This is a genomic window from uncultured Pseudokineococcus sp. (assembly GCF_947499845.1).
Classification (GTDB): domain Bacteria; phylum Actinomycetota; class Actinomycetes; order Actinomycetales; family Quadrisphaeraceae; genus Pseudokineococcus.
This window is the reverse complement of record NZ_CANMPM010000005.1, coordinates 143,350-169,319: the sequence shown is the minus strand read 5'-3', so window position 1 is coordinate 169,319 and position 25,970 is coordinate 143,350. Positions and strand designations below refer to the sequence as shown.

Annotated in this window: 31 protein-coding genes and 1 riboswitch; of the genes, 16 read left to right on the top strand and 15 right to left on the bottom strand. The window is 78.3% G+C overall.

Annotated elements, in window-relative coordinates; translation table 11 throughout:
* Positions 1-58: 58 nt before the first annotated feature.
* Entirely contained in the window at positions 59-1,558 is a 1,500-nt protein-coding gene (locus tag Q0789_RS07305) for a methyl-accepting chemotaxis protein (RefSeq protein ID WP_298803671.1), read from the bottom strand.
* 236 nt (positions 1,559-1,794) lie between these two features.
* Here Q0789_RS07305 and Q0789_RS07300 point away from each other — a divergent pair, with 236 nt between their 5' ends.
* Complete coding sequence (locus Q0789_RS07300; RefSeq protein ID WP_298803669.1) at positions 1,795-1,995, top strand: hypothetical protein; 201 nt, start codon at positions 1,795-1,797, stop codon at positions 1,993-1,995.
* Positions 1,996-2,119: 124 nt separating this feature from the next.
* Here the strand turns inward: Q0789_RS07300 and Q0789_RS07295 are convergent, their stop codons facing one another.
* A complete protein-coding gene (locus Q0789_RS07295; protein WP_298803667.1) occupies positions 2,120-2,641 on the bottom strand; it encodes a GNAT family N-acetyltransferase in 522 nt (173 codons plus the stop codon).
* A gap of 130 nt (positions 2,642-2,771) precedes the next feature.
* On the opposite strand from Q0789_RS07295, the gene Q0789_RS07290 reads away from it, so the two are divergent.
* Positions 2,772-3,146 carry a hypothetical protein gene (locus Q0789_RS07290; RefSeq protein ID WP_298803665.1) on the top strand — a complete coding sequence of 125 codons (375 nt, stop codon included), beginning with the start codon at positions 2,772-2,774 and terminating at the stop codon, positions 3,144-3,146.
* 51 nt (positions 3,147-3,197) lie between these two features.
* On the opposite strand, the gene Q0789_RS07285 is transcribed toward Q0789_RS07290, so the two are convergent.
* Positions 3,198-3,725, bottom strand: coding sequence for a PadR family transcriptional regulator (locus Q0789_RS07285; RefSeq protein ID WP_298803663.1), 528 nt, complete (start codon positions 3,723-3,725; stop codon positions 3,198-3,200).
* Positions 3,726-3,829: 104 nt separating this feature from the next.
* On the opposite strand from Q0789_RS07285, the gene Q0789_RS07280 reads away from it, so the two are divergent.
* Positions 3,830-4,321 (top strand): DUF2306 domain-containing protein, encoded by a 492-nt coding sequence (locus tag Q0789_RS07280; protein WP_298803661.1) that lies wholly within the window; start codon positions 3,830-3,832, stop codon positions 4,319-4,321.
* A gap of 44 nt (positions 4,322-4,365) precedes the next feature.
* Here Q0789_RS07280 and Q0789_RS07275 read toward each other — a convergent pair whose 3' ends face one another.
* A complete protein-coding gene (locus Q0789_RS07275) occupies positions 4,366-4,938 on the bottom strand; it encodes a dihydrofolate reductase family protein (protein ID WP_298803659.1) in 573 nt (190 codons plus the stop codon).
* Positions 4,939-5,058: 120 nt separating this feature from the next.
* Here Q0789_RS07275 and Q0789_RS07270 point away from each other — a divergent pair, with 120 nt between their 5' ends.
* Positions 5,059-5,427 (top strand): TfoX/Sxy family protein, encoded by a 369-nt coding sequence (locus Q0789_RS07270; RefSeq protein ID WP_298803657.1) that lies wholly within the window; start codon positions 5,059-5,061, stop codon positions 5,425-5,427.
* Here Q0789_RS07270 and Q0789_RS07265 read toward each other — a convergent pair.
* Positions 5,418-6,806: a permease prefix domain 1-containing protein gene (locus Q0789_RS07265; protein WP_298803655.1), complete on the bottom strand. Its 1,389-nt coding sequence runs from the start codon at positions 6,804-6,806 to the stop codon at positions 5,418-5,420. The genes Q0789_RS07270 and Q0789_RS07265 overlap by 10 nt on opposite strands.
* A complete protein-coding gene (locus Q0789_RS07260; protein WP_298803652.1) occupies positions 6,806-7,174 on the bottom strand; it encodes a PadR family transcriptional regulator in 369 nt (122 codons plus the stop codon). The genes Q0789_RS07265 and Q0789_RS07260 overlap by 1 nt, the downstream gene beginning before the upstream one ends.
* A gap of 104 nt (positions 7,175-7,278) precedes the next feature.
* On the opposite strand from Q0789_RS07260, the gene Q0789_RS07255 reads away from it, so the two are divergent.
* Entirely contained in the window at positions 7,279-8,253 is a 975-nt protein-coding gene (locus Q0789_RS07255) for a hypothetical protein (RefSeq protein WP_298803650.1), read from the top strand.
* 7 nt (positions 8,254-8,260) lie between these two features.
* On the opposite strand, the gene Q0789_RS07250 is transcribed toward Q0789_RS07255, so the two are convergent.
* Positions 8,261-9,886 (bottom strand): alpha/beta fold hydrolase, encoded by a 1,626-nt coding sequence (locus Q0789_RS07250; protein ID WP_298803648.1) that lies wholly within the window; start codon positions 9,884-9,886, stop codon positions 8,261-8,263.
* A 117-nt stretch (positions 9,887-10,003) separates the two neighbouring features.
* Entirely contained in the window at positions 10,004-10,414 is a 411-nt protein-coding gene (locus Q0789_RS07245) for a TIGR03618 family F420-dependent PPOX class oxidoreductase (RefSeq protein WP_298803645.1), read from the bottom strand.
* A gap of 205 nt (positions 10,415-10,619) precedes the next feature.
* On the opposite strand from Q0789_RS07245, the gene Q0789_RS07240 reads away from it, so the two are divergent.
* Positions 10,620-11,357 (top strand): PIG-L deacetylase family protein, encoded by a 738-nt coding sequence (locus Q0789_RS07240; RefSeq protein WP_298803643.1) that lies wholly within the window; start codon positions 10,620-10,622, stop codon positions 11,355-11,357.
* A 63-nt stretch (positions 11,358-11,420) separates the two neighbouring features.
* On the top strand, positions 11,421-11,816 hold the full coding sequence (locus Q0789_RS07235) for a rhodanese-like domain-containing protein (protein ID WP_298803641.1): 396 nt from the start codon (positions 11,421-11,423) through the stop codon (positions 11,814-11,816).
* Between the two features lie 289 nt (positions 11,817-12,105).
* Here the strand turns inward: Q0789_RS07235 and Q0789_RS07230 are convergent, their stop codons facing one another.
* Positions 12,106-12,309, bottom strand: coding sequence for a cold-shock protein (locus Q0789_RS07230; RefSeq protein ID WP_171203379.1), 204 nt, complete (start codon positions 12,307-12,309; stop codon positions 12,106-12,108).
* A gap of 392 nt (positions 12,310-12,701) precedes the next feature.
* On the opposite strand from Q0789_RS07230, the gene Q0789_RS07225 reads away from it, so the two are divergent.
* The 4 genes from Q0789_RS07225 (at position 12,702) to Q0789_RS07210 (ending at position 16,764) form a co-directional block, all read left to right on the top strand.
* Complete coding sequence (locus tag Q0789_RS07225) at positions 12,702-13,244, top strand: DUF1992 domain-containing protein (RefSeq protein ID WP_298803638.1); 543 nt, start codon at positions 12,702-12,704, stop codon at positions 13,242-13,244.
* Between the two features lie 31 nt (positions 13,245-13,275).
* Positions 13,276-14,157 (top strand): maleylpyruvate isomerase N-terminal domain-containing protein, encoded by an 882-nt coding sequence (locus Q0789_RS07220; protein ID WP_298803636.1) that lies wholly within the window; start codon positions 13,276-13,278, stop codon positions 14,155-14,157.
* Between the two features lie 108 nt (positions 14,158-14,265).
* Complete coding sequence (gene fdhA / locus Q0789_RS07215) at positions 14,266-15,486, top strand: formaldehyde dehydrogenase, glutathione-independent (protein WP_298803634.1); 1,221 nt, start codon at positions 14,266-14,268, stop codon at positions 15,484-15,486.
* A 99-nt stretch (positions 15,487-15,585) separates the two neighbouring features.
* Entirely contained in the window at positions 15,586-16,764 is a 1,179-nt protein-coding gene (locus Q0789_RS07210; protein ID WP_298803630.1) for an endonuclease/exonuclease/phosphatase family protein, read from the top strand.
* Between the two features lie 62 nt (positions 16,765-16,826).
* Here the strand turns inward: Q0789_RS07210 and Q0789_RS07205 are convergent, their stop codons facing one another.
* The 6 genes from Q0789_RS07205 to Q0789_RS07180 form a co-directional block, all read right to left on the bottom strand.
* On the bottom strand, positions 16,827-17,816 hold the full coding sequence (locus Q0789_RS07205; protein ID WP_298803628.1) for a hypothetical protein: 990 nt from the start codon (positions 17,814-17,816) through the stop codon (positions 16,827-16,829).
* A 153-nt stretch (positions 17,817-17,969) separates the two neighbouring features.
* Positions 17,970-18,746 (bottom strand): energy-coupling factor transporter transmembrane component T, encoded by a 777-nt coding sequence (locus Q0789_RS07200; protein ID WP_366917674.1) that lies wholly within the window; start codon positions 18,744-18,746, stop codon positions 17,970-17,972.
* Between the two features lie 98 nt (positions 18,747-18,844).
* Positions 18,845-20,440, bottom strand: a complete 1,596-nt coding sequence (locus tag Q0789_RS07195) for an ABC transporter ATP-binding protein (protein ID WP_366917673.1) — start codon at positions 20,438-20,440, stop codon at positions 18,845-18,847.
* 122 nt (positions 20,441-20,562) lie between these two features.
* Positions 20,563-21,183, bottom strand: a complete 621-nt coding sequence (locus Q0789_RS07190; RefSeq protein WP_298803622.1) for an ECF transporter S component — start codon at positions 21,181-21,183, stop codon at positions 20,563-20,565.
* Between the two features lie 66 nt (positions 21,184-21,249).
* Positions 21,250-21,337, bottom strand: a riboswitch (TPP riboswitch).
* A gap of 65 nt (positions 21,338-21,402) precedes the next feature.
* Entirely contained in the window at positions 21,403-22,515 is a 1,113-nt protein-coding gene (locus Q0789_RS07185; RefSeq protein WP_298803619.1) for an EAL domain-containing protein, read from the bottom strand.
* 5 nt (positions 22,516-22,520) lie between these two features.
* Positions 22,521-22,691: a DUF1059 domain-containing protein gene (locus Q0789_RS07180; protein WP_298803617.1), complete on the bottom strand. Its 171-nt coding sequence runs from the start codon at positions 22,689-22,691 to the stop codon at positions 22,521-22,523.
* A gap of 245 nt (positions 22,692-22,936) precedes the next feature.
* Between Q0789_RS07180 and Q0789_RS07175 the strand changes: the two genes are divergently transcribed.
* From Q0789_RS07175 to Q0789_RS07155, 5 genes are all read left to right on the top strand, one after another.
* Positions 22,937-23,215: a DUF4235 domain-containing protein gene (locus Q0789_RS07175; RefSeq protein WP_298803615.1), complete on the top strand. Its 279-nt coding sequence runs from the start codon at positions 22,937-22,939 to the stop codon at positions 23,213-23,215.
* Positions 23,216-23,219: 4 nt separating this feature from the next.
* Positions 23,220-23,366, top strand: a complete 147-nt coding sequence (locus Q0789_RS07170) for a hypothetical protein (RefSeq protein WP_298803613.1) — start codon at positions 23,220-23,222, stop codon at positions 23,364-23,366.
* A 215-nt stretch (positions 23,367-23,581) separates the two neighbouring features.
* Positions 23,582-24,322, top strand: a complete 741-nt coding sequence (locus Q0789_RS07165) for a SipW-dependent-type signal peptide-containing protein (protein WP_298803609.1) — start codon at positions 23,582-23,584, stop codon at positions 24,320-24,322.
* A gap of 59 nt (positions 24,323-24,381) precedes the next feature.
* Positions 24,382-24,909 (top strand): signal peptidase I, encoded by a 528-nt coding sequence (locus Q0789_RS07160; RefSeq protein WP_298803607.1) that lies wholly within the window; start codon positions 24,382-24,384, stop codon positions 24,907-24,909.
* Complete coding sequence (locus tag Q0789_RS07155) at positions 24,906-25,961, top strand: hypothetical protein (RefSeq protein WP_298803605.1); 1,056 nt, start codon at positions 24,906-24,908, stop codon at positions 25,959-25,961. The genes Q0789_RS07160 and Q0789_RS07155 overlap by 4 nt, the downstream gene beginning before the upstream one ends.
* Positions 25,962-25,970: the final 9 nt, after the last annotated feature.

The window sequence follows — 25,970 nt, the reverse complement described above, 5'->3', positions numbered from 1 at the left end:
GCCGCGGGCCATCATGGCGGCGACGACGGCGACGGGGCGCCCCCGGGTCGACCTCGCGTCAGCCCCGGGCCGCGAACTCCTCGGCCATGGCGGCCTGCTGGGCGAGCACCTCGGAGATCCGGGACTGGACGGCGTCCATCCGGCTGATGATCTCGCTCGTCTCGTGGATGCCCGAGGACACCGCGACGCTGCTGGCCTGGATGGTGCGGACCTGCTCGGCGACCCGCTCGGTGGCGGCGGCCGTCTCGCGGGCCAGCTCCTTGACCTCGCCCGCGACGACGGCGAAGCCGCGGCCGACCTCGCCGGCGCGGGCCGCCTCGATCGTCGCGTTGAGCGCGAGGAGGTTCGTCTGCGCGGCGATCTTGGAGATGATCCCGATGACGTCGCTGATGGCCGCCGAGGCGCTCGCGAGCGCGTCGACGTCGGTCGTCAGGGTCGCGGTGCGCGCGACGGCGGCGCCCGCCACCGCGTGCGCGTCCTCCGTGGCGCCCCGCACCTGCGAGACGGTGCCGAGGAGCTCCTGGGCCTTCTCCTCGTCGTACTGCAGGCGGCGCAGCCGCTCGAGGTGCTGCGACAGCAGCTGCTGGACGTTGCGCAGCGCCGAGGCGCGCGACTCGGAGAGGTCGCTCTCCTCGGTCGTGAAGAAGTCCATCGTCGCGACGACCCGGTCGTCGACGAGGACGGGCAGGCACACGCCCGACCGGACGCCGGCGCGGCCGGCGGCGGGGGCGCGGACGCAGTCGGTGAGGCGGCTGAGGTCGCGCACGTGCACGAGGTCGCGCGCCTTCCAGGCCCGCCCGGCGAGCCCGACGCCCTCGGCGAAGGTCGCGGAGCGGGTGACCTGCCGGAACTCGTCACCGGCGGAGCCGGACTCGACGGCGAAGCGCAGCACGTCGCCGTCGACGACCCAGAAGGAGCCGTAGACCCAGCCGAAGGCGTCGCGCACCGTCTCGAGCGCCGTCGTGATGGCCGCTGCCTCGTCGCGGGTCGCGGTGATGCGGCTGACGACGGTCGTGACGGCGAGGCGCGACGCCGAGACCTCGGCCAGCTCGGCGGCCACGAGCGCGCGCTCGCGCGCCTGCGCCGTGATGCGGCCGATGGCCTCCCACTTCTCGGCGCGGGCGCCGAAGAAGGGCAGCTGCTCGCGCGTGTAGAACTCCTGGACGGCGACGACGTCCCCGCCCTGCAGGACCGGCAGTGCGCACCCGCCCGTGGCGCCGGCGCCCACCGCCGCCTGCCACCGCTGGCACGAGGCGCTGGCGCCGTCGCCGGTCGCGACGACGGGCCGGCGCGTGCGCACGGCTTCGCCGAGCAGGCCGTCGGTGCGGCGCAGGACGCGCGCGCCCCCGGCCGCGGTGGCCAGGGCGCCGACGAGCTCGCCCGCCTCGTGGGCGAGCGCGAGCGTGCCCTCCGGCGTCGGCAGCCACACGGCGCCGTACGTCAGGTGGAGGGCCGGCACGAGGGCCCCGATGATCCGCGCGTGGGCGTCGGCCTCGTCGGCCACGCCCTCGTCGAGGACCTGGAGGACCTTCTCGAGCGCCTCGACGTCGCGGGGCATCGGCGCAGCAGCAGCGGCAGCGTCGCGGTGTCGTCTCACCCCTGCTCCGTCGTCCTGCGGCGCGCCCGACTTGACCCCCTCGGGGGGACCCGTGCGGAGCCCGCTGCTCCGACCGGGTGACGGCGGCCGCCGGTTGTGTCCACCGCGGGGGGCCGGCGGCTGACGGGCGAGGGCCGCACCGCGGCCCTACGGTCGGGTGCCCCCGCGACGGCGCGGGGGCACGAGGAAGAGCAGTCATGAGCATCGTGAACAAGCTGATGGGCACAGCCAAGCAGGCCGCTCGAGGCGGAGCCCGCGGTGCCACGCAGGGCGCCGGCGGGGCGGGCCGCCGGGGTGGTGGCGCGCCGAGGAGCGGCGCCACCGCGAGGACCGGGGCCGGGAGCGGCGCCGGCGGCGGCGTCGTGGGCAAGGTGCTGCGGGGCCTGCGCGGCCGCTGACCGCGCTCGAGCACCAGGAGCCCACGCCTCCCGCAGCGCGGCGGGGCACCGACGGGGCCGCCGGGACGCCTTCCGGCGGCCCGGTCGGCCCGGGGCCCGGGCTCCGCAGGGGCCCGGGCGCCGCTCACGACCGGCGCCGCAGGCGCCGCTCGCAGCCCGCGTCGGGCGAGGGCCCGTCCTCGACGAAGCCGTGCCGCGCGTAGAGGCGCGCCGCCGCGTCGTTCCCGGACGCGACGGAGAGGACGACGTCGACGCCGGGGTGCTCCGAGGCGGCCCACGCGACGACGCCGCGGACGGCGACGTCGCCCGCCCCGGTGCCCCGCGCCTCCGGGTCCACCCACAGCGAGATGAGCTGGACGACGTCCTCCTCCACCGGCGCGGCGGCGGCCACGACGCCGACCGGCTCGCCGTCCCGCTCGACGACGAGGTGGAGGGCGACCTCGCGCAGCCGGGCGCGCCAGCGCTCCTCGCGGTCGCCGTCCCCGCTCCACTGCGCGAGAGTCGACCCGAAGGCGCCCGGGGCGTCCGCGAGCGCCGCTCGCCGCAGCCGGCGCCACAGGGGCCAGTCCTCCTCGCCGAGGCGGCGCAGCGCGAGGCCGGCCGGCGGGCGCGGGCCAGTCTCGGGGTCGGGGTCGGGGGCGGTCATGAGCGCACCAGCAGCGCGAGCGGGGTGGGCGCCCGCCTGTCGTCGTCCACCCCCGGAGCGTGGCACCCACCGCCGACGACGAGAGCGCCGCGGACCGCTCCGGGGAGCGTCTCGTGTGGTGCCATGGCGCATGACCACGACGAGGTCCACCGCAGCGCTGCTCGCGCTCCTCGCGGCGACCGCGGTCGCCGGGTGCGGGGCCGACGGGGGCGGCGACGGCACCGGGGCGGGGCCCGCGATGCGGATGACCGTCGCCGTCTGCGTCGGCGAGGACGCCGGCGTCGACCCCTTCGGCTACGTGTCGGTCGTCCAGGACGACCGGACGGTCGGGAGCATGGGAGCCCTGTACGACCTGCCCACCTGGATGACGGCGACGACGGGGAGCGGCACCGTCCAGCTCGTCGCCGACGGCGAGGTCCTCGACGAGGCCACGGGCGGGCCGGGTGAGCGGGTCGACCTCGCCGCCGGGACGTGCACGACCCCGGACCCGGTACCCACCTCGTAGGGCCGCCGGCCATCGCCACCGGACGCGGTCCCGGTCCGGCCGGCGCCGCCCTCAGCCGCCGGTGACCTCCGGCGGCAGCGCGTCGAACCACCCGAGCACCGCCTCCTCGTAGCGCAGCCCGAAGTCGAGGGTCACGAGGTCGACGGGCCGGGCGCCGGCGGCGAGCGCCTCGGCCCGCTCACGGCGGTACTCCGCGAGCCGGGCGGCGTGGACGGCGCGGTGCTGGGCGACGAAGGCCGCCAGCTCGCCCGCGGGCAGGTGGCGGGCGAAGGCCAGGGTGAGCAGCAGCGGGTACCGGATCTGCTCCTCCCCCGGCGGCCGGGCCAGCCACGCGCGGAAGGCGGCGCGCCCGTCGTCGGTGAGGGCGTACGCGCGACGGTCCCGCGGGCCGGCCTCCTGCGCGACGACGAGCCCGGCGCCCGCCATGGCCGAGAGCTCCCGGTAGACCTGGCTGCGCGTGAGGCTCCAGAAGTCGCCGATCGACCGCTCCGCCGTGCCGACGAGGTCGTAGCCCGACTGCGGGCCGTCGTGCAGGAAGCCCAGCAGCGACGCCGCCGTCGCGTTGAGCGTGGTCGCCACCTGTTCCTCCTCGTCACCGTCCTCGTCCGTCCCCCTTGACGTTCCACAGTAGGCGGTGCCACGCTCTCGGCTAGCACAGTCCACAGTGGACGACGGGAGCCGTCATGGACCTGCACACCGCCCTGCTCGTCCCCCACGTCGTCGCGGGCGGCGCCGGGCTGCTCCTCGGCCCCGTCGTCATGGCGCTGCCGAAGCGGCGCGACCGGCACGGCGTGGCGGGCCGGGTCTACGTCCCCGTCACCGTGGTCATGACGACGACGGCCCTCGCCCTGGCCGCCCTCGACCCGGGCCGGCTGTGGGGGTTCGCGACCATCGCCGTCGCGACGCTCGTCTGCGCGCTCGCCGGGACGGCGCTGGCCCGCCGCCGCCCGCCGGGCTGGCTGCCGGCCCACGTCCGCCTCATGGGCGCGTCCTACCTCTCCTTCGTCACGGCCTTCCTCCTCACGCAGTGGTCGAGCCCGCTCGCCTGGGTGCTGCCCACGCTCGTGGGGACCCCGCTCATCGCCCTGGCCGTGCACCGCCTGCCCCCGGCCGCGCGCCGGGCCGGGCGGCCGCGCGTCGCCCGTGCTCCGGCAGCGGCGGCCGCCGAGGGCTGAGCGCAGAGGCGGCCACGTCCCGCGGGACGCCCGGGCGGCCCCCGTCAGCGGCGCACCCAGCGCTGGTAGCCGATGCCGGACCGGAAGGCGGTCGCCTCCGCCAGCCGCAGCCCCGACGCCTCGTGGCCGTCGGGGAAGAGGCGGCGCCCGGCGCCCTGGACGACGGGGTAGGTGAAGAGCCGGTACTCGTCGACGAGGTCCGCCACGACGAGCGCGTGGCACAGGGCGATCGAGCCGGTGCAGACGACGTCCTTCCCGTCCGCCTGCTTGAGCCGCTGCACCTGCGCGACCAGGTCGTCGGGCCCGGCGGGCCGCAGGACCGTCGTCCCGTCCCAGTCCGGGTCCTCGAGCGTCGACGAGACGACGTGCTTGCGGACACCGTCCAGGTACTCCGAGATGCCCGTGGTGTCCCCCTCGAGGTCGCGCCAGTACCCGCGAAAGTCCTCGAAGGTGCGGCGGCCGACGAGGAGGGCGTCGGCGGCGGCGTCCTGCCGGCGGTTCTCCGCCATCATGTCCGCGTTGTCGGCGTGCCCCTGCTCCTGGTCGTCGAACCAGTCGCCGAGCATCTCCACCCGGCCGTCGAGCGTGACGTTCTGCGTGATCGCGAGCGTGCGCACCGCTCCCCCTCAGGTCCGCGGACGGCGCCGCCCGCTGCGGCGCCCCTCACCGGGGTCGACCCGGCCGGACGGCTGAGCTCATCGGCCCCGCGGCGGGCGGGACGGCGCCAGACTGCCGCCGTGGCCCACGACGAGGACCTCGCCGAGCGCGTCCGCGAGGCGCTGGCGGCCGAGCGCGACCGGGCCGAGAAGGCGATGTTCGGCGGGCTCGCCGTCCTGCTCGGCGGGCGGATGGCGGTCGCCGTCAGCGGCGGCGGCGGGCTCATGGTGCGGGTGGACCCGGAGGACGCCCCCGCGCTCCTCGAGCGGGACGGCGTCGGCCCCGTCGTCATGCGGGGCCGGCCCACCCGCGGCTGGGTGCTCGTCGCCCCGGCGGCCCTCGCGGACGACGACGAGCTGCGCGGGTGGGTCGAGCGGGGCGCCCGCGCGGCGCGCCGCGCGGCCGCGCAGGACCGCGGGCGCCGAGCGCGGGGAGGCGGTCAGCGGTAGCCGAAGACCGGCGGCAGGACGAGGACGACGAGCGCCGCCCAGGCGACGAGGACCGGCAGGTACGACGTCTGCCAGCGCGCCAGCCGGTCGGCGCGGACCCGGCCGACGAGGAAGCCGGCCGCGAGCGCGGCGGCCACGAGGAGGTCGACGAGCAGCACGCCGTTCAGCCCCAGCGCCGCCACGCGGTTGGGCGTCAGGCCCAGGTCGCCGACGCGCCCCAGCAGGGCGACGAGCACGAGGGCGTCGAGCACGAGCGCCGCGACGACGGCGACGAGCTGGACGACGTCCGTCGCGCCCGGCCGTCGGTCGGGCCGCTGGGCGGACAGCGCGTAGAGCACGAGCCCGAGCACGACGAGCAGCAGCAGGTCGAAGCCGAGCAGCAGGTCCCGGTCGAAGTCCGCCGCCAGCCCCGTGAGCGCGTACACGGTCGCCGACGCCGTGAGCACGACGGCGAACAGCGGCGTGAAGACGGCCGTCAGCACCGGCGCCATGTTCTCGACGACGGACTGCTTGGCCTCCACGAGCCACGCCGCGACGACGACGGCGCCCGCGGCCCCCGACGGCACGAGCCACAGCAGCACCTGCTCGACGACGTCGTCCCCCAGCGGGGCGAGGAGGAGGACGGTCGCCCCGACGAGGACGCCACCGCCGAGGGCGATGAGCGCGTAGTAGACGACCCACTCGCCCGTGGCGCGGACGACGTCCATGCGCGCGGACGGCGAGCGCCACCGACCCCCGACGAGCGCGTACCCGACGGCGGCCCAGAGCACGACGGGCAGGTGGAGGGCGACGAGCACCTGCGTCGACGAGCCCTCCGCCCACGGTGGGAGGAGGACGAGCGCCGCACCGGCGACGAAGGGGGCGGTCACGACGAGCCAGCGGGCTCCGAGGCGCTCGCCGTCCTCGCGCCCGGCCCCGACGAGGGCGGCGAGGAAGGGCAGGGTGACGACGGGCGCGAGGCCCGCGACCACCACCTCGCCCAGCGTCCCACCGAGCAGCCGCAGCACCTGCACCGCCAGGGCGGCGCCGACGGCGAGGAGCACCGCCCGCCGCAGTCGCCGGCGTCCCGCACCCGCACCCGGCGGAGCCAGGACGAGCTGCTTCCACAGCCGGTCGCCGTGCTCGCGGGCGTACTCGGCGGACAGGGCGTCGACGGCACCCAGGCGGCGGACGGCGACGAGGAAGGCCTCGTCGTCCGTGAGCCCCGCGGCGCGCAGGTCGTCGAGCTGGTCGCGCAGGTGCGATTCGAGCTCGTCGACGTCCCCCGGGGACACGGCGGGCGAGCGGCCGACGTGGGCCCGCCACTGCGCCACCCGCACCTCGAGCTCGCCGTCCGCGCGGCCGGGCGCCCCGCCGCCGGGCTCCGTCACGTGCGCCATCACGCCGTCCCCAGCGCGGGGCCGCCCGCCGCGGGCGACGCCGCGGCGGGCCACGCGCCCTCGAGCGCCCGGACGACGGCGCCCCACTGGCGGCGCTGCTCGACGAGGGCCGCGCGGCCGCCGTCGGTGATGGCGTAGTACTTCCGGCGCCGCTCCCCGGGCGGGGTGCGCCACTCGGCGACGACCCACCCCTGGCGCTCGAGCCGGTGCAGGAGCGGGTAGAGCATCCCGTCGGCCCACTCCAGCTCCCCGCGGCTGACCTCCCGCACGCGCTGCAGCAGCGCGTAGCCGTAGGTCTCGCCCTCAGCGAGCAGGCCCAGCACCAGCGGTGACGCCGACGCGGCCACGAGGTCCTTGTCGATCCGCACGACCGCCTCCTCCCGGCGTCCGCACGCCGGCTCGACACCTTACGCTGCTATGCATAGCACCACGAGGCCTCGTGCCACCAGCCCTCTGGGCGCAGACTTCGCCCGTGCCCCGCAGCGCCGGCCCCGTCGAGGAGCGCCACGGCGTCCCCCTCACCTCCCTCGACGACGCGCTCTTCGACGGCGCCGACGCCACCAAGCGCGACCTCGTCGACCACGTCGAGGCGGCCGCCGACCGCCTGCTGCCCGAGCTCGCGGGCCGCCCGCTGACCGTCGTCCGGGTCCGACCGGGCCAGCGGCCCTTCGTCCAGAAGAACCTGCCCGCCTCGGCGCCGGCGTGGGTCGCGGTGCGGGAGGTGTGGTCGGAGGCCTCGCACCGGAGCGTCCGGCACCCGCTCGTCGAGGACGTCCGGACCCTCGTGTGGCTCGCCGGGCAGCGGGCCGTCGAGCTGCACCCCACCGTCCTCGACGGCGAGGGCCGGGCGTCCCGGCTCGTCCTCGACCTGGACCCGCCCGAGGGCGCCGGGGCTGACGCCGTCGTGGCCGCGGCCCGGCTCGTGCGCGCGGCGCTCGACGACGCCGGCCTGGCCTCGGCCGTCAAGACCAGCGGGGCCAAGGGGCTCCACGTCGTCGTGCCGGTGCGGGGCCTCGACGTCGAGGACGCCGCCGCGGCCACCCGGGCGCTGGCGGCGCGCGCGGAGCGCCTCGACCCGGAGGTGGCGACCACGGCCTACCTCCTCGCCGACCGCGGCGGCCGGGTCTTCCTCGACCCGACCCGCGCGGGCGGCGGGACGCTCGCCTGCGCCTGGAGCCCCCGGGTGCGCCCCGGCACGCCCGTGTCCTGGCCGCTGGGCTGGGAGGACCTCGACGCCTGGGCGCCCGGGCGTCCGTCGCTGCGCGAGGCCGCGGCGCTGCTCGCCGGGCGGGCCGCCGGGGCGGACCCGTGGCGGGCCGCCCTGCCCGACCCGCAGGTCGTCCCCGCCACGCTGGTCGCCGAGGGGCGCACCATCCCCCCGCCGCGGGCGGCCGCGATGCACGAGGGGCGCCGTCGCGCCCGTGCTCGCCGGGCGTCGGAGGAGTGAGGGCGCGTCAGCCCGGCTCGACGCCGTAGGCGCGTGCGAGCCGGTCGAGGCGCTCGGCGCGGCCGACCCGCGGGAGGTCGCTGCTGTCGCGGACCACCCGGCCGCGGGCCGCGAAGTCGGCGAGGACCTCTCGCGCCCAGGCGACGTCCGTGCGCGCGGGGCTCAGCGCCTCGGCGACGACGCCCGCGTCCTCCGGCGCCAGGCACAGCTTCCCGGTGAGCCCGAGCGCCGTCGCCGCCTCGCAGGCCCGCCGCAGCTCGGCCCGGCCGCCGCCCGTCGTCGGGCCGTCGACGGGTGCCGGCAGCCCGCCGATGCGGCTGGCGACGACGAGCCGCGAGCGCGGGTAGCCCATGGCCACCTCGGTGTCCGCGGTCGCCGTGTCGAGCCGGTAGTCCTGGCTGCCGAAGGCGAGGCGGACGCAGCCGCGCGCCCGGGCGACCTCCACGGCGGCCTCGACGCCGAGCGCGGACTCGACGAGCGCGACGACGGGGACCTCGCCGCCGAGGCGGTCCGCCGTCTCGGTGACCTGCGTGCCCTGCTCGGTCTTGGAGAGCACGACGCCGACGAGCCCGGGCAGGCCGCGCAGGGCGTCGACGTCGCGCGACCAGTGCTCGCTCGCGCGGCCGTTGACCCGCACCCACGCGCGGCCCCCTCGCCGCAGCCAGGCCACGGCGGCGTCCCGGGCCTCGTCCTTGCGGGTGCCGTCGACGGCGTCCTCGAGGTCCAGGACCAGGGCGTCGCAGCCGGAGCGCGCGGCCGCGTCGACGTCCCCGAGCGCGGGCACGAGCAGCCACGACCGCGCGAGCTCGAGCGGCACCGGCTCCGCCGGCGGCGCCGGGGCCGGCGCGTCCGTGAGGAAGTCGACGGCAGCGGTCCGGAAGTGCCGCGAGGTGGGCGCGTTGAAGTGGTGCCGCCCGGGGATCTCGACGAAGGAGCCCTGCGGGAGCGCCGCGGCGAGCCGGCGGGAGCGCTCGAGGATGCCGTCCTCGCTGCCGGTCGCCACGAGCACCGGCTGGTGCGGCGGGTCCTCCGGGTCCAGGCTCCCGCTGCCCCGCATCCCCTCCACGAGGGCGATGAGCGCGCGGACGTCGTTGCCCGCCACCGAGTCCGCCATCGTCAGGTAGGCGGCCGTGATGCGGTCGGTGACCTCGGCGCCCTCCTCGACGTGGGCGCGGGCCTGCGCGAGGTCGAAGCGCTCGAGCGGCTCGCCGTCGGGGACGCCGCCGAGCACCGCGGACAGCACCCGCACGGGAGCGCGGAGGGCCGCCCGCCAGCCGACGCGCGCGCCGAGGGAGTACCCGACGTAGTGGGCGGCGTCCACGCCGTGGTGGTCGAGCACGGCGACGACGTCGTCGACGAGCACGTCGAGGTCGTAGCGCGCCGGGTCGTGCGGGGTGTCGCTGGCCCCGTGCCCCCGCTGGTCGAGCGCGATGACGCGGAAGCCGGCGCGCGGCAGGTCGCGCGTCCAGCCCGTCTGGGCGAAGTTCGCCGCCGCGCTGGAGGCGAAGCCGTGGACGGCCACGACGACGGGCGCGTCGCCGTCCCCGCCCTCCGGCTCCCAGACGTAGGAGGCGATGCGGGTGCCGTCGGCGGCGACGACCACCTGCGGCTCGGGCACGTCGATGCTGACCACCCGGGCATCCTGGCGGAGCCGGCGGCCGGCGACGCCGCCCGGGAGGCGCGGGCGGCGTGAGGCCGCTCACTCCCGCCCGCGGCGCTCACCCCGGGTGCTCGCGGGGTCGCCGGGCTCTCAGCCCTGCCCGGCGCCGCCCCAGCCGTGCCAGCGGTCGACCTCGACCCACGCGAGGACGCGCGGCCGGTCCCGCTGCGGGTAGTCGCGGCCGGTGTAGTGCCGCGAGAGCCGGTCGATGCCGGCGAGGCCCTCGTCGTCGACGATCTCGACGACGCGGCCCTGGACGCTCACGTGCGTGTACCAGTCGCCTTCGGCGAGAGCCGTGAGGGAGACGCGGCCGTCGCGGCGCAGGTGCTCCAGGCGTGCGCGCCCGGCGTCGAGGCCGAGGAGGACACGGCCGTCGTCCTCGACGAGGTACCAGGTGGCCACGCTGACCGGGCGCCCGTCGGCGGCCACCGTCGCCATGACGGCGGGGTTCGGCCGGGCGAAGAGCGCGGCGACGTCGGCGGGCATGGGGGGCGTCGGCATGCCGCCAGCCTGCCAGCGCAGGCGGGGCCGCACCACGGTCCGCCCGGGCCGGCCCCCGCCGGAGGACCTGCGGAGCACGAGGAAGGGGTGGTCGCCGACGCGCTGACCTGCGACGACGCCCCGCGGTCGGCCCTTCCGCAGGTCCCCCGGCGCGGCACCCGGCGCCGCCCTCGACCGCGGCGGCGCGACGGAGCAGGCTGGGCGGATGACGAGCACCCAGCGCCCCCAGCCCCCGCTCCCCTGGCTCCCCGAGGACTTCGGGACGGCGCTCGCCGTCGCCGCGCACCCGGACGACCTCGAGTACGGCGCTGCCGCCGCCGTCGCCCGCTGGACCGACCAGGGCCGGCAGGTGGCGTACCTGCTGCTCACGCGCGGCGAGGCGGGCATCGACACGGTGTCGCCGGAGGAGTCCGCGCCCCTGCGCGAGCGGGAGCAGCGGGCGGCCTGCGCCGCGGTGGGCGCCGACGACGTCGACTTCGCCGGGCTGCCGGACGGCGTCCTGCAGCCCGACCTCGCGGTGCGCCGCGCGATCGCCCGGGCGGTGCGGCGGGTGCGCCCCGAGGTCGTCGTCGCGAACGCCTCGCGCGACTGGGGCGGAGTGCCCGACCAGGCCGACCACCGCGCCCTCGCGGCCGTGCTCGTGGACGCCGTCCGCGACGCCGGGAACCGCTGGGTCTTCCGCGAGCTGCTCGACGAGGGCCTCGAGCCGTGGGGCGGGGTCCGCGAGGTCGTGCACGTCATGGACGCCGAGCCGACGCACGCCGTCGACACGACCGCCACGCTGGACCGCGGCATGGCCTCCCTGCGCGCGCACGAGACCTACTGGGAGATCCTCGGCAGCTCGCCCGAGGAGATGCTCCGCGCCGGCGCCGCGGAGGCCGGGGCGCAGCAGGGCGTGGGCACCGCCGTCCTCGTGCGGCGGCAGGTGCTGCAGGCGGGCTGACGCACCGGGACGCACCGGGCGGCGCCCCGCGACGTGCCGCGCGGCGTGGGGCAGGCTGCGGGCGTGGGCGTCGACGAGGTGCGGGCCGCGGCGCGGCAGGGGGTGCGGCGGCTGGGCCCGCACGAGGTCGTGGAGGCCGCCGCGCGCGGTGCGCTCGTCGTGGACACCCGCACCGAGGCGCACCGCCGGGAGCAGGGCGAGCTCCCGGGCGCGCTCGTCATCGACCGCACCGTGCTCGAGTGGCGCCTCGACCCGACGAGCCCCTGGCGCATCCCCGAGGCCACCGGCCCGGACCTGCAGGTCGTCGTCGTGTGCCGGCACGGGTACAGCTCGAGCCTGGCGGCGGCGTCGCTGCGCGCCGTCGGGCTGCCGCGGGCGACGGACCTGGAGGGCGGCGTCCAGGCGTGGGTGGCCGCCGGCCTGCCGATGCGCGACGGGCCCGCCGACGTGCGCCCCTGACGCGTCGTCGTCCGACGGCGAGGGGCTGCGGCGACGACGACGGGAGCCCGGCAGAGCTGTGCGCCCAGGACGCGGTCGACCACGCCCTCAGCACACAGCTCCTGGTCGGGCCGATGCGTGCGAGCCCGCGGGGGGAGGGGGAGCCCGGGAGCCACGACGCGCCGTCGCGCCCTCCCCATGACGCACGAGAGCCCGCCTCCCCCGAGGGGGAGGCGGGCTCACGCTGCTCCTGCGACTGCGTGGTGCCGGAGAGCCGGAGCTCAGCCGGGGCTCACGAGCCTGCCGAGGATCAGACCGGGCGGACGCCCTGGGCCTGGGGGCCCTTCTGGCCCTGCCCGACCTCGAACTCGACCTGCTGGCCCTCGTCGAGGGTGCGGTAGCCCTGCATGTCGATCTCGCTGTGGTGCACGAAGACGTCAGCGCTGCCGTCGCTCGGCGAGATGAAGCCGAAGCCCTTCTCCGGGTTGAACCACTTCACGGTTCCCTGTGCCATGTGACCACCACTCCTTCACGGGTGTCGGTCGCGCACTCTGCGCGACCGGCCGACCCAGGTGACGGCGCCTCGGCCCCGCCTTTCGGGACCTCGTGCGCACCGCCACCTCGTTACCGCGAGCGTGGATGACACGACACACGAAACTGGACGACCGGACATGTGTAGCACCTCCGGGGCCCGTCGTGTTCCCCGGGGTCTCCCGGAGCGCCGTCGGGACCGCCGGAGAGACCGTCGGCGAGGCCGCCGGCGGGATGTCGCAGCAGCAGGAGGAGCAGCACCCCGGCTGGACGCTCCTGCGCCCGGCGACTGACGATGGGGGTCGCGCGAGAGACCGGGGAGGTGCGGTGGAGGACCGACGGGCGGGGCGCCCGACCGGGGGCGACGGCGCTCCCGTGGGCCCCCCAGACGGGACCGTCGCCGACCGCGCAGGGCCGGAGCGCGGGTCGCCGGAGCGTGCGCGGGACCGCCGCTGGCACCGCGGCGTCCCGGTCGCCGACCGCGTCGAGCAGCAGATCCGGGAGGCGCAGGCGCGCGGCTCCTTCTCCGGCCTGCGCGGCGAGGGCCGGCCCATCCCCGACCTGCACCGCCAGCGCACGAGCTACCAGTGGGTCCTCGACTGGGCCGAGCGCGAGGGCGCCGACCTCTCGGCCGCGATGCCAGTCGGCCTGGCCCTGCGCCGCGAGCGCGCCGAGCTGCGGGCCGCGGTCCCGGGGATGCGCTCGGAGCGCGAGGTCCGCGAGCTCGTCGCCGACTTCAACGGCCGCCTGCGCGACGCCTACCTGCGCCCCGCCTCCGGACCGCCGGTCGCCGTCGGCCCGCTGGACCTGCAGGTGCAGCTGGACCGCTGGCGCGAGGCCCACCCGCCGCGGCCGGCACCCGACCCGCCACCGGCACCGGCGCCGCGCCGGCGCCCGTGGTGGCGGCGGCGTCCTTGACCGCCCGGTCCTCGCCGGGGAGGGTCCGCGCGTGAGCGCGGCGGACGACCCGGACCACCTCGACGTGGACCACCTCGAGGCCCTGGCCGAGCAGGTGGACGCCCTGCTCGTGGAGGCGGAGGACGTCGACCTCGCGGCGCCCGTCCCGGCCTGCCCCGGCTGGGACGTCGGGGCGCTGCTGGAGCACGTGGGCGGCACCTACCGCTGGGCCGCGGCGATGGTCCGCTCGGGCACGACCACCCGCGCGCGCTGGCGCGACGTCGTCCCGGCGCCCGGGCCGGACCCGCGCACCTGGCTGCGGGACAGCGCCGACGACGTGCTCAGCGCCCTGCGCGCGAGCGACCCGCAGGCCCCGGCCTGGACCTTCGGCCCGGAGCCGACCGCGGGCTTCTGGCGGCGCCGGCTGCTCCACGAGACGGCCGTCCACGCCGCGGACGTCGCGCTGTCCGCCGGCCGGACGCCGTCGACGCCGGTCGCGGTGGCGCGGGACGGGGTCGACGAGCACCTGCTCGTCGTGCCCCTCAACCCGGGCGTCGCCGCGCGGGCGGCCGCCGCCTCGCCGGCCGCGCCGGTCCACCTCCTCGTGGAGGAGGTGGACCGGCCCCCGGTCCACCTCCTCGTGGAGGAGGTGGACCGGCCCCCGGTCCCCGACGGCCCGGTCCTCGAGGGCCCGTCCCCCGACGGCCGCTCCGGCGGTCGGTGGCTCGTCCGGTGGGACGCCGACGGCAGCACCGTCGTCGGCACGGGCGCCGGAGCCGGCGGGGACGTCACCGGCGAGGCAGCCCCGGCGGACGTCGTCGTGCGGGGCCGGGCGGTCGACCTGCTGCTCGCGCTGTGGCGGCGGGGCGACGACGTCGTCGTCGAGGGCGACGCGGACGCGTGGCGCGGCTGGTCGGCCGCGCACGCGCTCTGAGCGGGCCCTCGAGCAGGGTCGGACGACCCGTTGACAGCAGCGCCGAGAGGGGCAGGATCCGGGGCACCGGCCGCGACGGCGCGGCCGGGCGCACCCAGGAGGTCCGGCATGGCAGGCAACCGCGGAGTGACGTACCAGGGCCCGGGGAAGGTCTCGGTCGACGAGATCCCCTACCCGACCTTCGAGCTGCAGGACGGGCCGGGCGTCAACCCGGCCAACGTCGGCCGGCAGCTGCCCCACGCGGCGATCCTCAAGGTCGTCACGAGCAACATCTGCGGCAGCGACCAGCACATGGTGCGCGGTCGCACGACGGCGCCCGAGGGCCTCGTCCTCGGCCACGAGATCACCGGTGAGGTCGTCGAGACCGGGCCGGGCGTCGAGTTCATCCAGAAGGGGCAGATCTGCTCGGTGCCCTTCAACATCGCGTGCGGCCGCTGCCGCAACTGCAAGGAGGGGAAGACGGGCATCTGCCTCAACGTCAACCCCGACCGGCCCGGGTCGGCGTACGGCTACGTCGACATGGGCGGCTGGGTCGGCGGGCAGGCCGACTACGTGCTCGTGCCCTACGCGGACTGGAACCTGCTGCCCTTCCCCGACCGCGACCAGGCGCTCGAGAAGATCCGCGACCTCACGATGCTGTCGGACATCTTCCCGACGGGCTTCCACGGCGCGTACACGGCGGGCGTGAAGCCGGGCTCGACCGTCTACATCGCCGGCGCGGGCCCCGTCGGCCTCGCGGCGGCGGTCGGCGCCCAGCTGCTCGGCGCCGCGGCGGTCATCGTCGGCGACCTCGACGAGCGCCGGCTCGCCCAGGCGCGCAGCTTCGGCTGCGAGACGGTCGACGTCAGCAAGGGCGACCCGAAGGACCAGATCGAGCAGGTCCTCGGGGTCCCCGAGGTCGACTGCGGCGTCGACGCCGTCGGCTTCGAGGCCCGCGGCCACGGCGAGGGCTCGAAGTCCGAGGCGCCCGCGACCGTCCTCAACTCGCTCATGGAGATCACGGCGGCCGGCGGCGCGCTCGGCATCCCGGGCCTCTACGTGACCGGCGACCCGGGCGGCATCGACGAGGCGGCCAAGAAGGGCTCGCTCTCCCTCAGCCTGGGCACGGGCTGGGCCAAGTCGCTGTCCTTCACGACGGGCCAGTGCCCGGTCATGCGCTACAACCGCCAGCTGATGATGGCGATCCTCCACGACAAGGTGCAGATCGCGAAGGCCGTCAACGCCACCGTCATCGGCCTGGACGACGCGCCGCGGGGCTACGCCGAGTTCGACAGCGGCGTCGCGCAGAAGTTCGTGCTCGACCCCCACGGCATGGTGCCCGCCGCCTGAGCCGTCGGCGGCGCCCCCGGACCGCAGCCGGGGCTGCGCCCCACGACGTCCCGCCCCCCGCGCGCGGGGGCCGGGACGTCGTGCGCCAGGCTCCGTGGCGTGCGCACGCCCTCGAGCCGACGGGGGTCCGCGGCCGGCGCCGCCCGGCCGCGGGCCGACCGCGTCCTCGACGCGCTCGGCGCGGCCGTCGCCGTCGTCGTCGGCGCCACGGCGCTGGTCTCGCTGGCGCCCGCCGCCGTCGGCCTGTCGATGCGGACGCCCTGGGCGCAGCTCGTCACGCTCCGGGCGGTCACCGCGGCGGGCTCCCTGGCCCTCGCCCTGGTCCTGCTGCTCGTGGGCACGCTCGTGCGCCTGCGGAGGGGACGTCGCGGTCGACCACGACGGGGTCCGCGCGGCGGGTGGCCGCCGTGGGTCCTCGGGCTCACCGCCTGCCTTCTCGTGGTGGCGGCCGGGCACGCCGGCGTCCTGCTCTGGCGCGCTCCCCCGCCCGCGGCGGACGCGGCGCCGGCGACCGGGGCGCCCGTGCGCCAGCCCGGCGACCTCGTCGTCACCACCCTGAACGTCGGCCCGCAGGGCGCGGACGCCGGCGACGTCGTCGCGCTCGCGCTGCGGCGCGAGGCGGACGTGCTGGCCCTCTCCGAGGCTCCGGAGCCGCTCGCGCGGGACGTCGCCGACGCCCTGGCGCGCGCCGGCCGCCCGGTGCAGCTCTTCTCCGCGGCGTCGCGGGAGGACGCGGAGCAGGGCTCCGCCGGCCCGGCCGAGGCGCTGCTGCGGCCGCGCGCGGGCGGGGTGCTGCTGCCCTTCGTGCGCCCGCAGACCCACCTGCTCGTCGCCGAGGACCTCGGCGCCTACGAGGCCGCCCCGGCGCCGGACCTGCGCGGCGGCGCCGTCGTGGCCCGGCCCCGCGACGGCGACGGGCCGCCGCTCGCCGCGGTGCACACGCTGCCCGCCGTGCCGCTCCTGTTCGACATGGACCTGTGGCGGGAGGAGACCGCGGCCGCCGTCGACCTGTGCGGGCGCCTGCCTGGCGGCGTCGTCGCGGGCGACCTCAACGCCACGCCCGACCACGCCGTCCTGGCGGGAGGGGCGTGCGCCCGGGCCGGGTCGGCGGCCGCGGCGCCCCCGGGCACCTGGCCGGCCGGGCTGCCCGCCGCCCTGGCCGCCCCCATCGACCACGTGCTCCTCGACGCCGCCGCCTGGGAGCCCGTCGGGGTGGTCGTCGACCCGGCGGGCGCCAGCGACCACCGCGCGCTCACCGCCGTCCTGCGCCCCCGCTGAGGCGCCCGACCGGGGAGAGCGGGACCGGGGAGCCGGGGAGCGGGACCGGGGCGCCCGCGCCGTCAGCGGGCGGCGAGCGCCCCGGCCGGCGCCGCCGCGACGCCACCGGCCAGGCCGTCGAGGGCGTCGACGTCGAGACGGGTCGTGAGCTGGGCCCCACCGTCCGGCGCGCCGACGTGGCGGGTGGTGCCGACACCCTCCATGACCCGGGCGAGGGGCAGCGACGAGGTCGCCGACCGCGTCACGACCTGCCCGTACCCGAGCAGGCGCAGGGAGGCGCCGACGTGGCGGGCCAGCGCACGGCCGACGCCACGGGCCTGCCAGCCGTCCTCGACGAGGAGGCCGACCTCGGTGGTGAAGTCGGCGCTGGGGCGCTCGCCCACGCGTGCCGTCGCGACGGCGACGACCTGCCGGGGCCCGGCGAGGACGACGAGGGCGAGGGGCTCGCGCAGCAGGTCCGCGAGCGCCGTGAGGGAGGGCGTCCGCCCACCGCTGCGGTAGCGCTGCAGGAGGGTGGTGCCGGTGCAGCGCCCGTGCATGGCCGCGACGGCGGGCAGGTCGGCGGGCTGCGCCGCGCGGACGACGAGCCGCGCCGGCGCGGCACCGGCGGCGCCGCGCGCCTCCAGCCCGGCGAGGACGTCGAGCGGGGCGTCGTCGTCGAGCGCGGCGCGGGAGAGCCCCGGCCCGGTGGTCGTGAGCTGCCACGGGCGGCCCGCGACGTCGAGCCCCTCGGCGACCGGCACGGGCGGCGGCGCGGTGCGGCGCGGGAGGGCCCGGCTCGGGCGCGTCCGCGCCCGCGGGGCGGAGGTGGTCGCGGCGGGCGCGGTCGTGGTGGGGGCCGCGACGCCGGCAGCCCCGGCGCGCCGGGCGCGGCTGCCGGCGGGGTGGTTGCGCAGCCCCTCAGCGCGGGCGGCCCGGCCGGCGGCGCTCAGCCCCGCGACGGCGGCGGCCGTGCGGTCGAGGGTGCGGACGGGCGGCGTGGGCAGCCCGCTCCGGGAGCGGGACGGCGCGCGGCCCGGTGCGGTGGCGGCGGTGACGGTCATGGCGCTCACGGGGTCCTCCTGCGGCTCAGCCGGTGTGACGCGAGCGACAGTGCACGACGCGTGTCACCCGGTGGTTGCGGAGTGTTTCGAGCGTGTGACGCGACGCACCCCGGGGTCACGCAGAGGCACGGAGCACGGACCCGCCCCGGTGAGCGGCCGGTCTCAGCCCAGCACGGGCGCCCACGTGCCGGCGAGCACGGCGGCGGCGGTCGCGGCAGCGGCCACGGCGGCGCAGACGGCGACGACGCCCGCGTCGCGCGCGGCGAAGGAGCTCGTGCGCGCCCAGGTGCGCCCGGCGCCCGGCACCCCGAAGCCGCGGGCCTCCATGGCGAGCGCGAGCCGGGTGGCGCGGCGCAGGGCGATGACGAGGAGCGCCAGGACCTGGCCGGCCACGACGCGGGTGCCCGCGAGGGGGCCGCGGGCGTCGCCGAGGCCCCGCGCCCGGCGGGCCATCGCGAGCGTCCGCCACTCGACGACGAGCAGGCCCACGAGGCGCAGGCCGGCCAGGCCGCCGAGCACGAACCGGTGGGGCAGGCGCAGCCGCTGGGCGAGCCCGTCGGCGAGGTCGGTGGGGTCGGTCGCCAGCAGGAGCACGACGCCGGGGACGCCCACGGCGAGCACCCGCAGCGTGATGGCGGCGCCGAGCCCCAGCGAGCCCTCGGTGACGGTGAGAGGCCCGAGCCCCACGAGCACGGCGCCGGCGTCGCGGCCGATGACGGCGGTGACGAGGCCGGCGGGCACGCTCGCGAGGAGCACGGGCAGCAGCCGCACGAGCAGCGGGCGCGGCGCCAGGCCGGCGAGGGGCAGGAGGCACACCTCGAGCACCAGCGCGACGGCCGCGCTGACGACGTCGACCGTGAGCAGCAGGGCGGCGGCCACGAGCAGCCCGCCGAGCAGGGTGGCCAACGGGTTCGCCCGGGTCAGCGGCGTCGACCGCAGGCCCCCGGCGAGCCCGCCGAGCGTCGTCGTCCCCGCGGTGGGTGCAGGGGCACCCGCCGCGGCGGCGGTCGCCGAGGTGCCGGTCGTGGGGGCGCCGCTCACGCCCGCCTCCGGCCGAGGAGCCGCCGCAGCCCCGAGGCGCTCCGGCCGTCGTCCTCCCGCGGCGCGAGCGGCACCGCCGGGTCCGGCGGCGCGAGGTGGTGCACCCGGGCGCCGAGGGCGCCGACCAGGTCGGCGTCGTGGGTGACGGCGAGCAGGGCCGCCCCGCCGTCGACGAGCTCGCGGAGGAGCTCGACGAGGCCGGCCCACGTCAGCGCGTCCTGGCCGAAGGTCGGCTCGTCGAGGACGACGACGCGCGGCCCGACGGCGAGGGCCGTGGCCACGGACAGCCGGCGCTTCTCGCCGCCGGAGAGGGTGAAGGGGTGGGCGCGCGCCAGCGCGGTGAGGCCGAGGCGCTCGAGCAGCTCGTCGGTGCGGCGGCGGACCTCCGCCTCGGGCCGGCCGAGCAGGCGGGGGCCGTGCGCCAGCTCGCCCTCGACCGTCGCCGCGACGAGCTGGTGCTCCGGGTCCTGGAAGACGGTGCCGACCCGGCGGAGGAGGTCGCGCGAGCGCCAGCGCCAGGGCGCGGTGCCGGGCGCGGGACCGGGACCGTGGTCCCCCACGAGGTCCGGGAACGCGCGGACGGCGCCGCCGACCGGCTCCAGCAGCCCCGCGAGCGTCAGCGCGAGCGTCGTCTTGCCCGCGCCGTTGGGGCCGGTGAGCGCCGTGGCCGAGCCGGCCCGCAGCGCGAGGTCGGCGGAGCGCACGGCCACCGGGCCGCCCGGGCGGGCGCACGCCAGCGCGCGGGCGGCGAGCAGCTCCCCGCCGGGCTCCGGGGCGTCCCACCCCGGGACGAGCGGGCCGGAGCGGTAGCGGGGCGGCACCCACACGCCGCGGGCCGCCAGCTCGTCGCCGTGCTCGGCGAGGACGCGCTCCGGCGGCCCGTCCGCCACCACCGCGCCCCCGCCCCCCGCACCGGCCCCCCCACCAGCTCCGAGGACGACGACCCGGTCGACGACGTCGGCCCACACGGCGACGCGGTGCTCGACGATGACGAGCGTCGCCCCCGTGGCCCCCACCGCCCGCACGACGGCGTCGCGGACCTCCTGCACGCCAGCGGGGTCGAGGTTGGCCGTCGGCTCGTCGAGGAGCACGAGCCCGGGCCGCATGGCGAGGACGCCCGCGAGCGCCAGGCGCTGCTTCTGGCCGCCCGACAGGGCGGCCGTGGGGTGGTCGAGGGGCACGTCGAGGCCGACGGCGTCGAGCGCCGCCCGCACCCGCGGCCAGATCTCCGCGGGCGGCACCTCGAGGTTCTCGCAGCCGAAGGCGACGTCGTCCCCCACCCGCGCGAGCACGACCTGGCTCTCCGGGTCCTGCAGCACGAGCCCGGCGCGCCCTCGGCGCGCGCCGGCGGGAGCCCCGCCGACGAGGAGCTCACCGGTCGCCTCGCCCTCGGCCCCCTCGTCGCCGGGGCCCTGCGCGTCGGCGTCGGGGAGCACCCCGACGAGCCCCGCGAGGAGCGTCGACTTGCCCGACCCCGAGGGGCCGAGGAGGAGCACGCGCTCCCCCGGGTCGACGACGAGGTCGAGGCCGCTGACGGCCGCGCGGCGGCGGCCGCCGTGGCGCCACGACCACCCGCGGGCGACGACGCCCACGGGCTCCGCAGCGCCGTCGTCGGGGCGACCGGAGGAGCGGTCTGCCGTCCGGTCCGGGGAGCGGTGGGCGGCCCGCCCGCCGCCGCGGGCGCCCGCCGCGGCGGCGAGGGCGGGCACGGCGGTCAGACCCGCTCGGCGGTGCGGCCCGAGGGCAGGGCGGACAGCGCCCCGGTGCGGGCGAGCGCCCGGACGACGAGGTGGGCCAGGAGGCCGGCGAGGACGATCCCGGAGACGACCGAGGAGCCGATGTAGATGAGCTTCCAGCCGGCGGTCCACGTCACCGAGCTGGTGAAGGTCGTGTCCATGAGGCCCACGGCGACGCCCGAGGTGGCCCCGGCGAGGAGCGCGGCGGGCAGCCCCCACCGCCGGTAGCCGAGGACGGCGAACCCGATCTCGGCCGCGAGGCCCTGCACGAGGGCCCACACGAGGACGGTGACCCCCCACTGGGTGCCGATGAGCATCGACGTGACGCCCGCGAGCACCTCGGCGAAGACGGCCGCCCCCGGCCGGCGCACGACGAGGGCGCCGAGGAGGCCGGGGAAGAGGAAGCCGCCGTTGACGAGGCCGGCCAGGGGCGCGAGGAAGGCCAGCGGGGCCGTGATCGGCTCGTAGAGGGCGCCGAACGCCCAGAGGGCGACGCCCGCGGCGACGCCGACGACGGCGCAGGTGACGATGTCGACGACGCGCCAGCTGCGGCGGCTGCGTCCGGTGGGGCGTGCGGTGGTGCTCTCGGTGCTGGACATGGTGGTGCTCCTCCCGTGCGGTGCACGAGGGGGACGCCGCGCGCGGGTGCGCGACGGCGTCGAGCCCGACTCCCTACGCCGGTGCTAACCGGGTCAGGTTCGAGGGTCTGCGGCGCTCGCCGCACTCTCAGCGCCCTCCGGCGCTCCCCTGTCGTCCGCCGCCGATGCTAGCCCCGCGCGGCGGCGGGTCGCAGCGCCGCCCCGCTCGACGCCCCGGCGTCAGCCCGCCGCGGCGCGGTGGGCCGCCGTCGCCACCGCCGTGGCCAGGACGTCCACGTGCACGAGCCCGAGGGTGCGCCCGTCCGCGGCGGTGACGACCAGCGGCGCGAAGCGCTCGTGCTGGGGCCTCGCCATCGCGCGGGCCAGCGCCTCGTGCGGCGCGGTGGCGGGCGAGAGCGACGTCACGGGGTGCTCGTGCCGGCCGCCGTCGGGCAGCGCCGTGCGGACGGCCAGCGGCCGGCCACGCGCGTCCGTGCGCAGCTCCTCCGCCGACGGGCTGCGGACGAGGTCCGCCAGGCCCTCGCCACGCCGCGCGGCGGCGGCGAGGTCCCGCGCGTCGCCGAGGTCCCCGGCGGGCCACGCCCGCTCGGGGCGGCCGAGCAGGTAGCCCTGCGCCAGCGGCACCCCGAGGCGGACGGCGGTCGCCAGCTGCTCGCGCCGCTCGACGCCCTCGAGGCACACCCAGGCGTCGAGCGTGGCGGCCATGTCCCCGACGGCGCGCACCGCGGCCTCCACGGCCGGGTCCCGCCCCAGCTGCGCGACGAGCCGCCCGTCGAGCTTGACGAAGGAGGGGCGCACCTCGAGCACGCGCGCGAGCCCGGCCCAGGCCGCGCCGACGTCGTCGAGGGCGACCAGCGCCCCCGCTGTGCGCAGGGCGTCGAGCGGAGCGATCACGCGGGCGTGGTCGTCCGGCCAGCGCCCCTCGAGCACCTCGACGACGAGGCCGCCGAGGTCCCCCCAGGAGAGCAGCTCGTCGACCACGGCGGGCTCGGCGAGGGCCAGCGGGTCGACGTTGACGGTGAGGAAGGTGTCGGGCGGCAGGGTGTCGAGCAGGGGTCGCGCGAGGCGCAGGGCGAGCACGTGCAGGTGCGCCAGCGCGCCCTCGTCGCCGGCCGCGGCGAAGAGCGGCGCCGGTCCGACCCCGAGGTGGGCGGCCGGACGGGCCAGCACCTCGTAGCCCGCGACCGTGGCGCTCTCGAGGCCGACGACCGGCTGCACCGCGCACCCCAGCAGCTCCGGCTCGGCGAGCACCGCCGCGAGCGCCCGCCGGGCGGTGCTCCGGGGGTCCGCCCCCGGCGCGGGCCCTCCGGCGGTGCCCGGCGCGGCGCTCACGGCGGTCACCCCTCGCGGACCCGGTCCCGCACGGCGCCGACGAGCTCGGCGTCCGGCGCGACGCCGTGCTGCGCGCGGGCGTGGCGCTCGACGGCCTCGAGCACCGCCTCCTCGTCGTCCCCGCGGAGCTCGGTGGTGCAGCCGGGCACGACGTCGCCGCAGCGGAAGACCTTCATGGACGTGCTCCTCTCGGCCGTCAGCACGGCTCCCCCAGCGTCCGCGCGGGGGGCGGACGGGTCCGGCTGGCGCCGTCAGGGCGACGACGCCCCCGGCATCGTCCCCCCAGAGACCCCCATCTGGCCACTGGCTGTCCAAAGTCGGCACTCAGCGTGACGACACTCGCCGGCGACGCACCGGTGGACGCGTCGACCCTCGACGTCCTGCCTTGCCCGTCGGCGGGGGCGGCGGCAGGGTGAGCCGCATGGGAGACGCCATCTGGAAGGTCGTCGGCACGGGGGGCGCCGTGGCCGCCGGCATCGCCGCGAACAAGGTCCTCACCGCCGTGTGGCGCAAGACCCTCGGCGGCGAGCCGCCCATCAACCCCGAGTCGGACGAGACGACGTGGAAGGAGGCCATCGCCTGGGCCCTCCTGTCGGGCGCGGTCGTCGGCGTCGCGCGGCTCGCGTTCCGCCGCAACGCGGCGTCGTACTACCGCAAGAGCACCGGTCACCTCCCTGGCAACCTCGAGAAGGCCCACTGACCCCGTGGTCCTCCGCACGCTCCGCGACCCCGCGGGCGGGCCGTCGCGGGGCGTGCGCGTGGTGGCCGTCCTTCTCGTCCTCGGTCTGGTCGCCGCACTGATCCCCACGCTGGTGCCTGTGCTGCGAGGCCTGCTCGAACTGCTCACGTGAGGCGTCGACCCCTCCGCTGCCGTTGCGTCGCCCCCGGTCCCACGCCATCGAGAGCCTCGGGCCGGACCGACGGGCGTCGTCTCTCCACCCGGTGAGTTACCCCGGCCGGTGGAGATTCATCTTTCAACGACGCAGGTCCTCCTCCCCGCGTGCCGAGACCCCTGGCACAGGAGGACCCGGGGACGGCCCCGGTCCGACGACCGGGGGGTCCCGACGTGAGCACCGACGCCAGCACCAGCGATTCTGCCTCCACCGCCGCCTACGGCTGGCGTCGCACCGCTCGGCCCGAGCCTCGGCGCCGTCGCGGCCTCGTGCGGGCCCTCCTCGCGGGCGGCCTCGTCCTCGGCGTCGGCTCAGCCGCCACCCTGGCCGCCTGGACCGACACCGAGTGGGTGTACGGCGACGGCTCGGCGGACGGCGGCGTCAGCGGCGTCGCCGCCAGCGTCTTCGAGGTCGAGCAGAACGTCTGGGACGGCGTCGGCGGTGTCGCCAACTTCGTCAACCGCGAGACGCAGCCGGTCGCCGGCGGGCTCGTCTTCTCGCCGCTCAAGGCTCGGGCCCTCTCTCCGAGCGACCTCGTCTACGCGCCCATGCAGCTGCGGACGGCGGTCGGCAGCGCCGCCGCGAACGTCACCGTGGCCCCCGCCCTCCTCCAGGCCGGCGACCCCACCTTCTTCGGCGCGCTGCGCTACTCGGTGCGCAGCGGCGTCCCGCAGGGCGCGTGCGGCGACGCCGCCTTCGCCCCGGCGACGGCGCTGGGCACCGAGCTCGTCACGAGCGCCCCGCTGAGCACCGGCTCCACCGCGGGCGCGCTCCAGCTCGGCGCCGCCACGGCCACGACGGCCGGCGCGCCGGTCGACCTGTGCTTCGCCATCACCCTGCCCGGCGGCTCGCCCGACTCCCTCCAGGGTCTCGGCGCCACGCCCGTCTGGTCCTTCACCAGCCAGTCCCGCTGAGCGCGGCACCGGCCCTCCGCGGGCCGGCGCCCGCACGACCGTCACCACGGGGGTGGGACATGAGCACGACGAGGGAGCGGCTGCGCGAGGCGGCCCTCACGACCGGAGCGGTGCTGGGCTGCGCGTGCCTGGCGTTGGTCCTGCTGGGCGCGGTCCTCGACGCCACGCTGGTCGTCTTCACGACCGGTTCGATGTCGCCGACCATGCCGACCGGGGCCCTGGCGGTGGTCCGGCAGGTCGACGCCACCGACGTCGGCATGGGCGACGTCGTCACCGTCACCCGGGAGGGCCGGCTGCCCATCACGCACCGCGTGGTGCAGGCGGACCCCGACCCGGCGGTGCCCGGCGGCGCCCGGCTCGTCCTGCGCGGCGACGCCAACAGCTCCGTGGACCCGATGCCCTACGAGGTGACCCGCGTGGGCCGCGTGGTGTGGGCCCTCCCGCACCTCGGCACCTGGGTCGAGACCGCCCAGCGCCCCGCCGTCCTCGGCGCCGCCACGGCGGCGGTCGCCGGCCTCGTCGTCCTCGCGGTCTGGCCGCGGCGGCAGGACGAGGCGGCGCACGAGCACGAGCAGGTGGCCCGGTGAGCGCCGCGTCCCGCGCCGCCGTCGCCGTGGTGGCGGCCGCCGCGCTCGCCCCCGTCCTCGCCGCCGCCCCGGCCGCCGCGAGCTCGACGCCGCGCGACGAGGTCGACGTGCTGCGCCTCGTCTCGACCGTCGACCCGGACGCCCTCAGCCGGCTCGCCCCGGGCGAGGAGGTGGACTGGACGATCGACGCCCGCATCGAGGGCGCCCCCACCGGCGAGCTCAGCCTCCAGCTCGTGGCCGACGGCCCGATGGTGGACCACCCGAAGGGCCTGCTCATCTCCCTCGCGGGGTGCGCGCAGCCGTGGGCGGGCGTCTCGCGCCAGCTCCACGCGACGTCGGCGGCCCAGCCCACCTGCGCCTCCGGCCTGCGCGTGATGCTCCCCGCGCAGCGGCTGGGCGACGCGCCACGCCTGACGACCATCCCGCACCGGTCCATCACGTCGCGCCAGGGGGAGCACCTGCTCATGACGCTGGCGCTCCCGGAGGACGCGCCCGACGAGCTGCAGGGCCAGCGGTCCTTCATGGGCGTCGGCGTCACGGCGATCGGCGACGAGCTCGACCCCGTGCCGGGCCCCGGCCCGACGCCCACCCCCTTCCCGAGCCCCGGCCCGACGTCGGGTCCCGGCCCGGGCACGCCCGGCACGCCTGGCACGCCCGGCACGCCGGGTGGTCCGGGAGGCACTCCCGGCACCCCCGGTGCACCGGGGGGCACGCCCGGCGCTCCCGGCGGGACGCCCGGCGTCCCCGGCACGACGGGAGGCGCGCCGGGCACCACCGGAGGCGTCCCCGGGTCGCCCGAAGGCACCTCGGGCGGCGCCCTGCCGATCGGCGCGTCCACCGGCGACGCCGGCCTCCTCCCGCTGTCGCGCAGCGGCGTGCGCTCCGACGCCGCCGGCACGACGAGCGGCACCACCCCCCTGTCCCTGCCCCAGCGCCTCGCCCGCACGGGCGCCGACGCCCTGCCCGCCGCGGCCGCCGCCGCGGCCGCCGTCGCGGTCGGTCTGCTCCTCGGCCGCGTCGCCCGCACCCGCACCCGCCGGAGGACCCCGTGAGCCGCCACC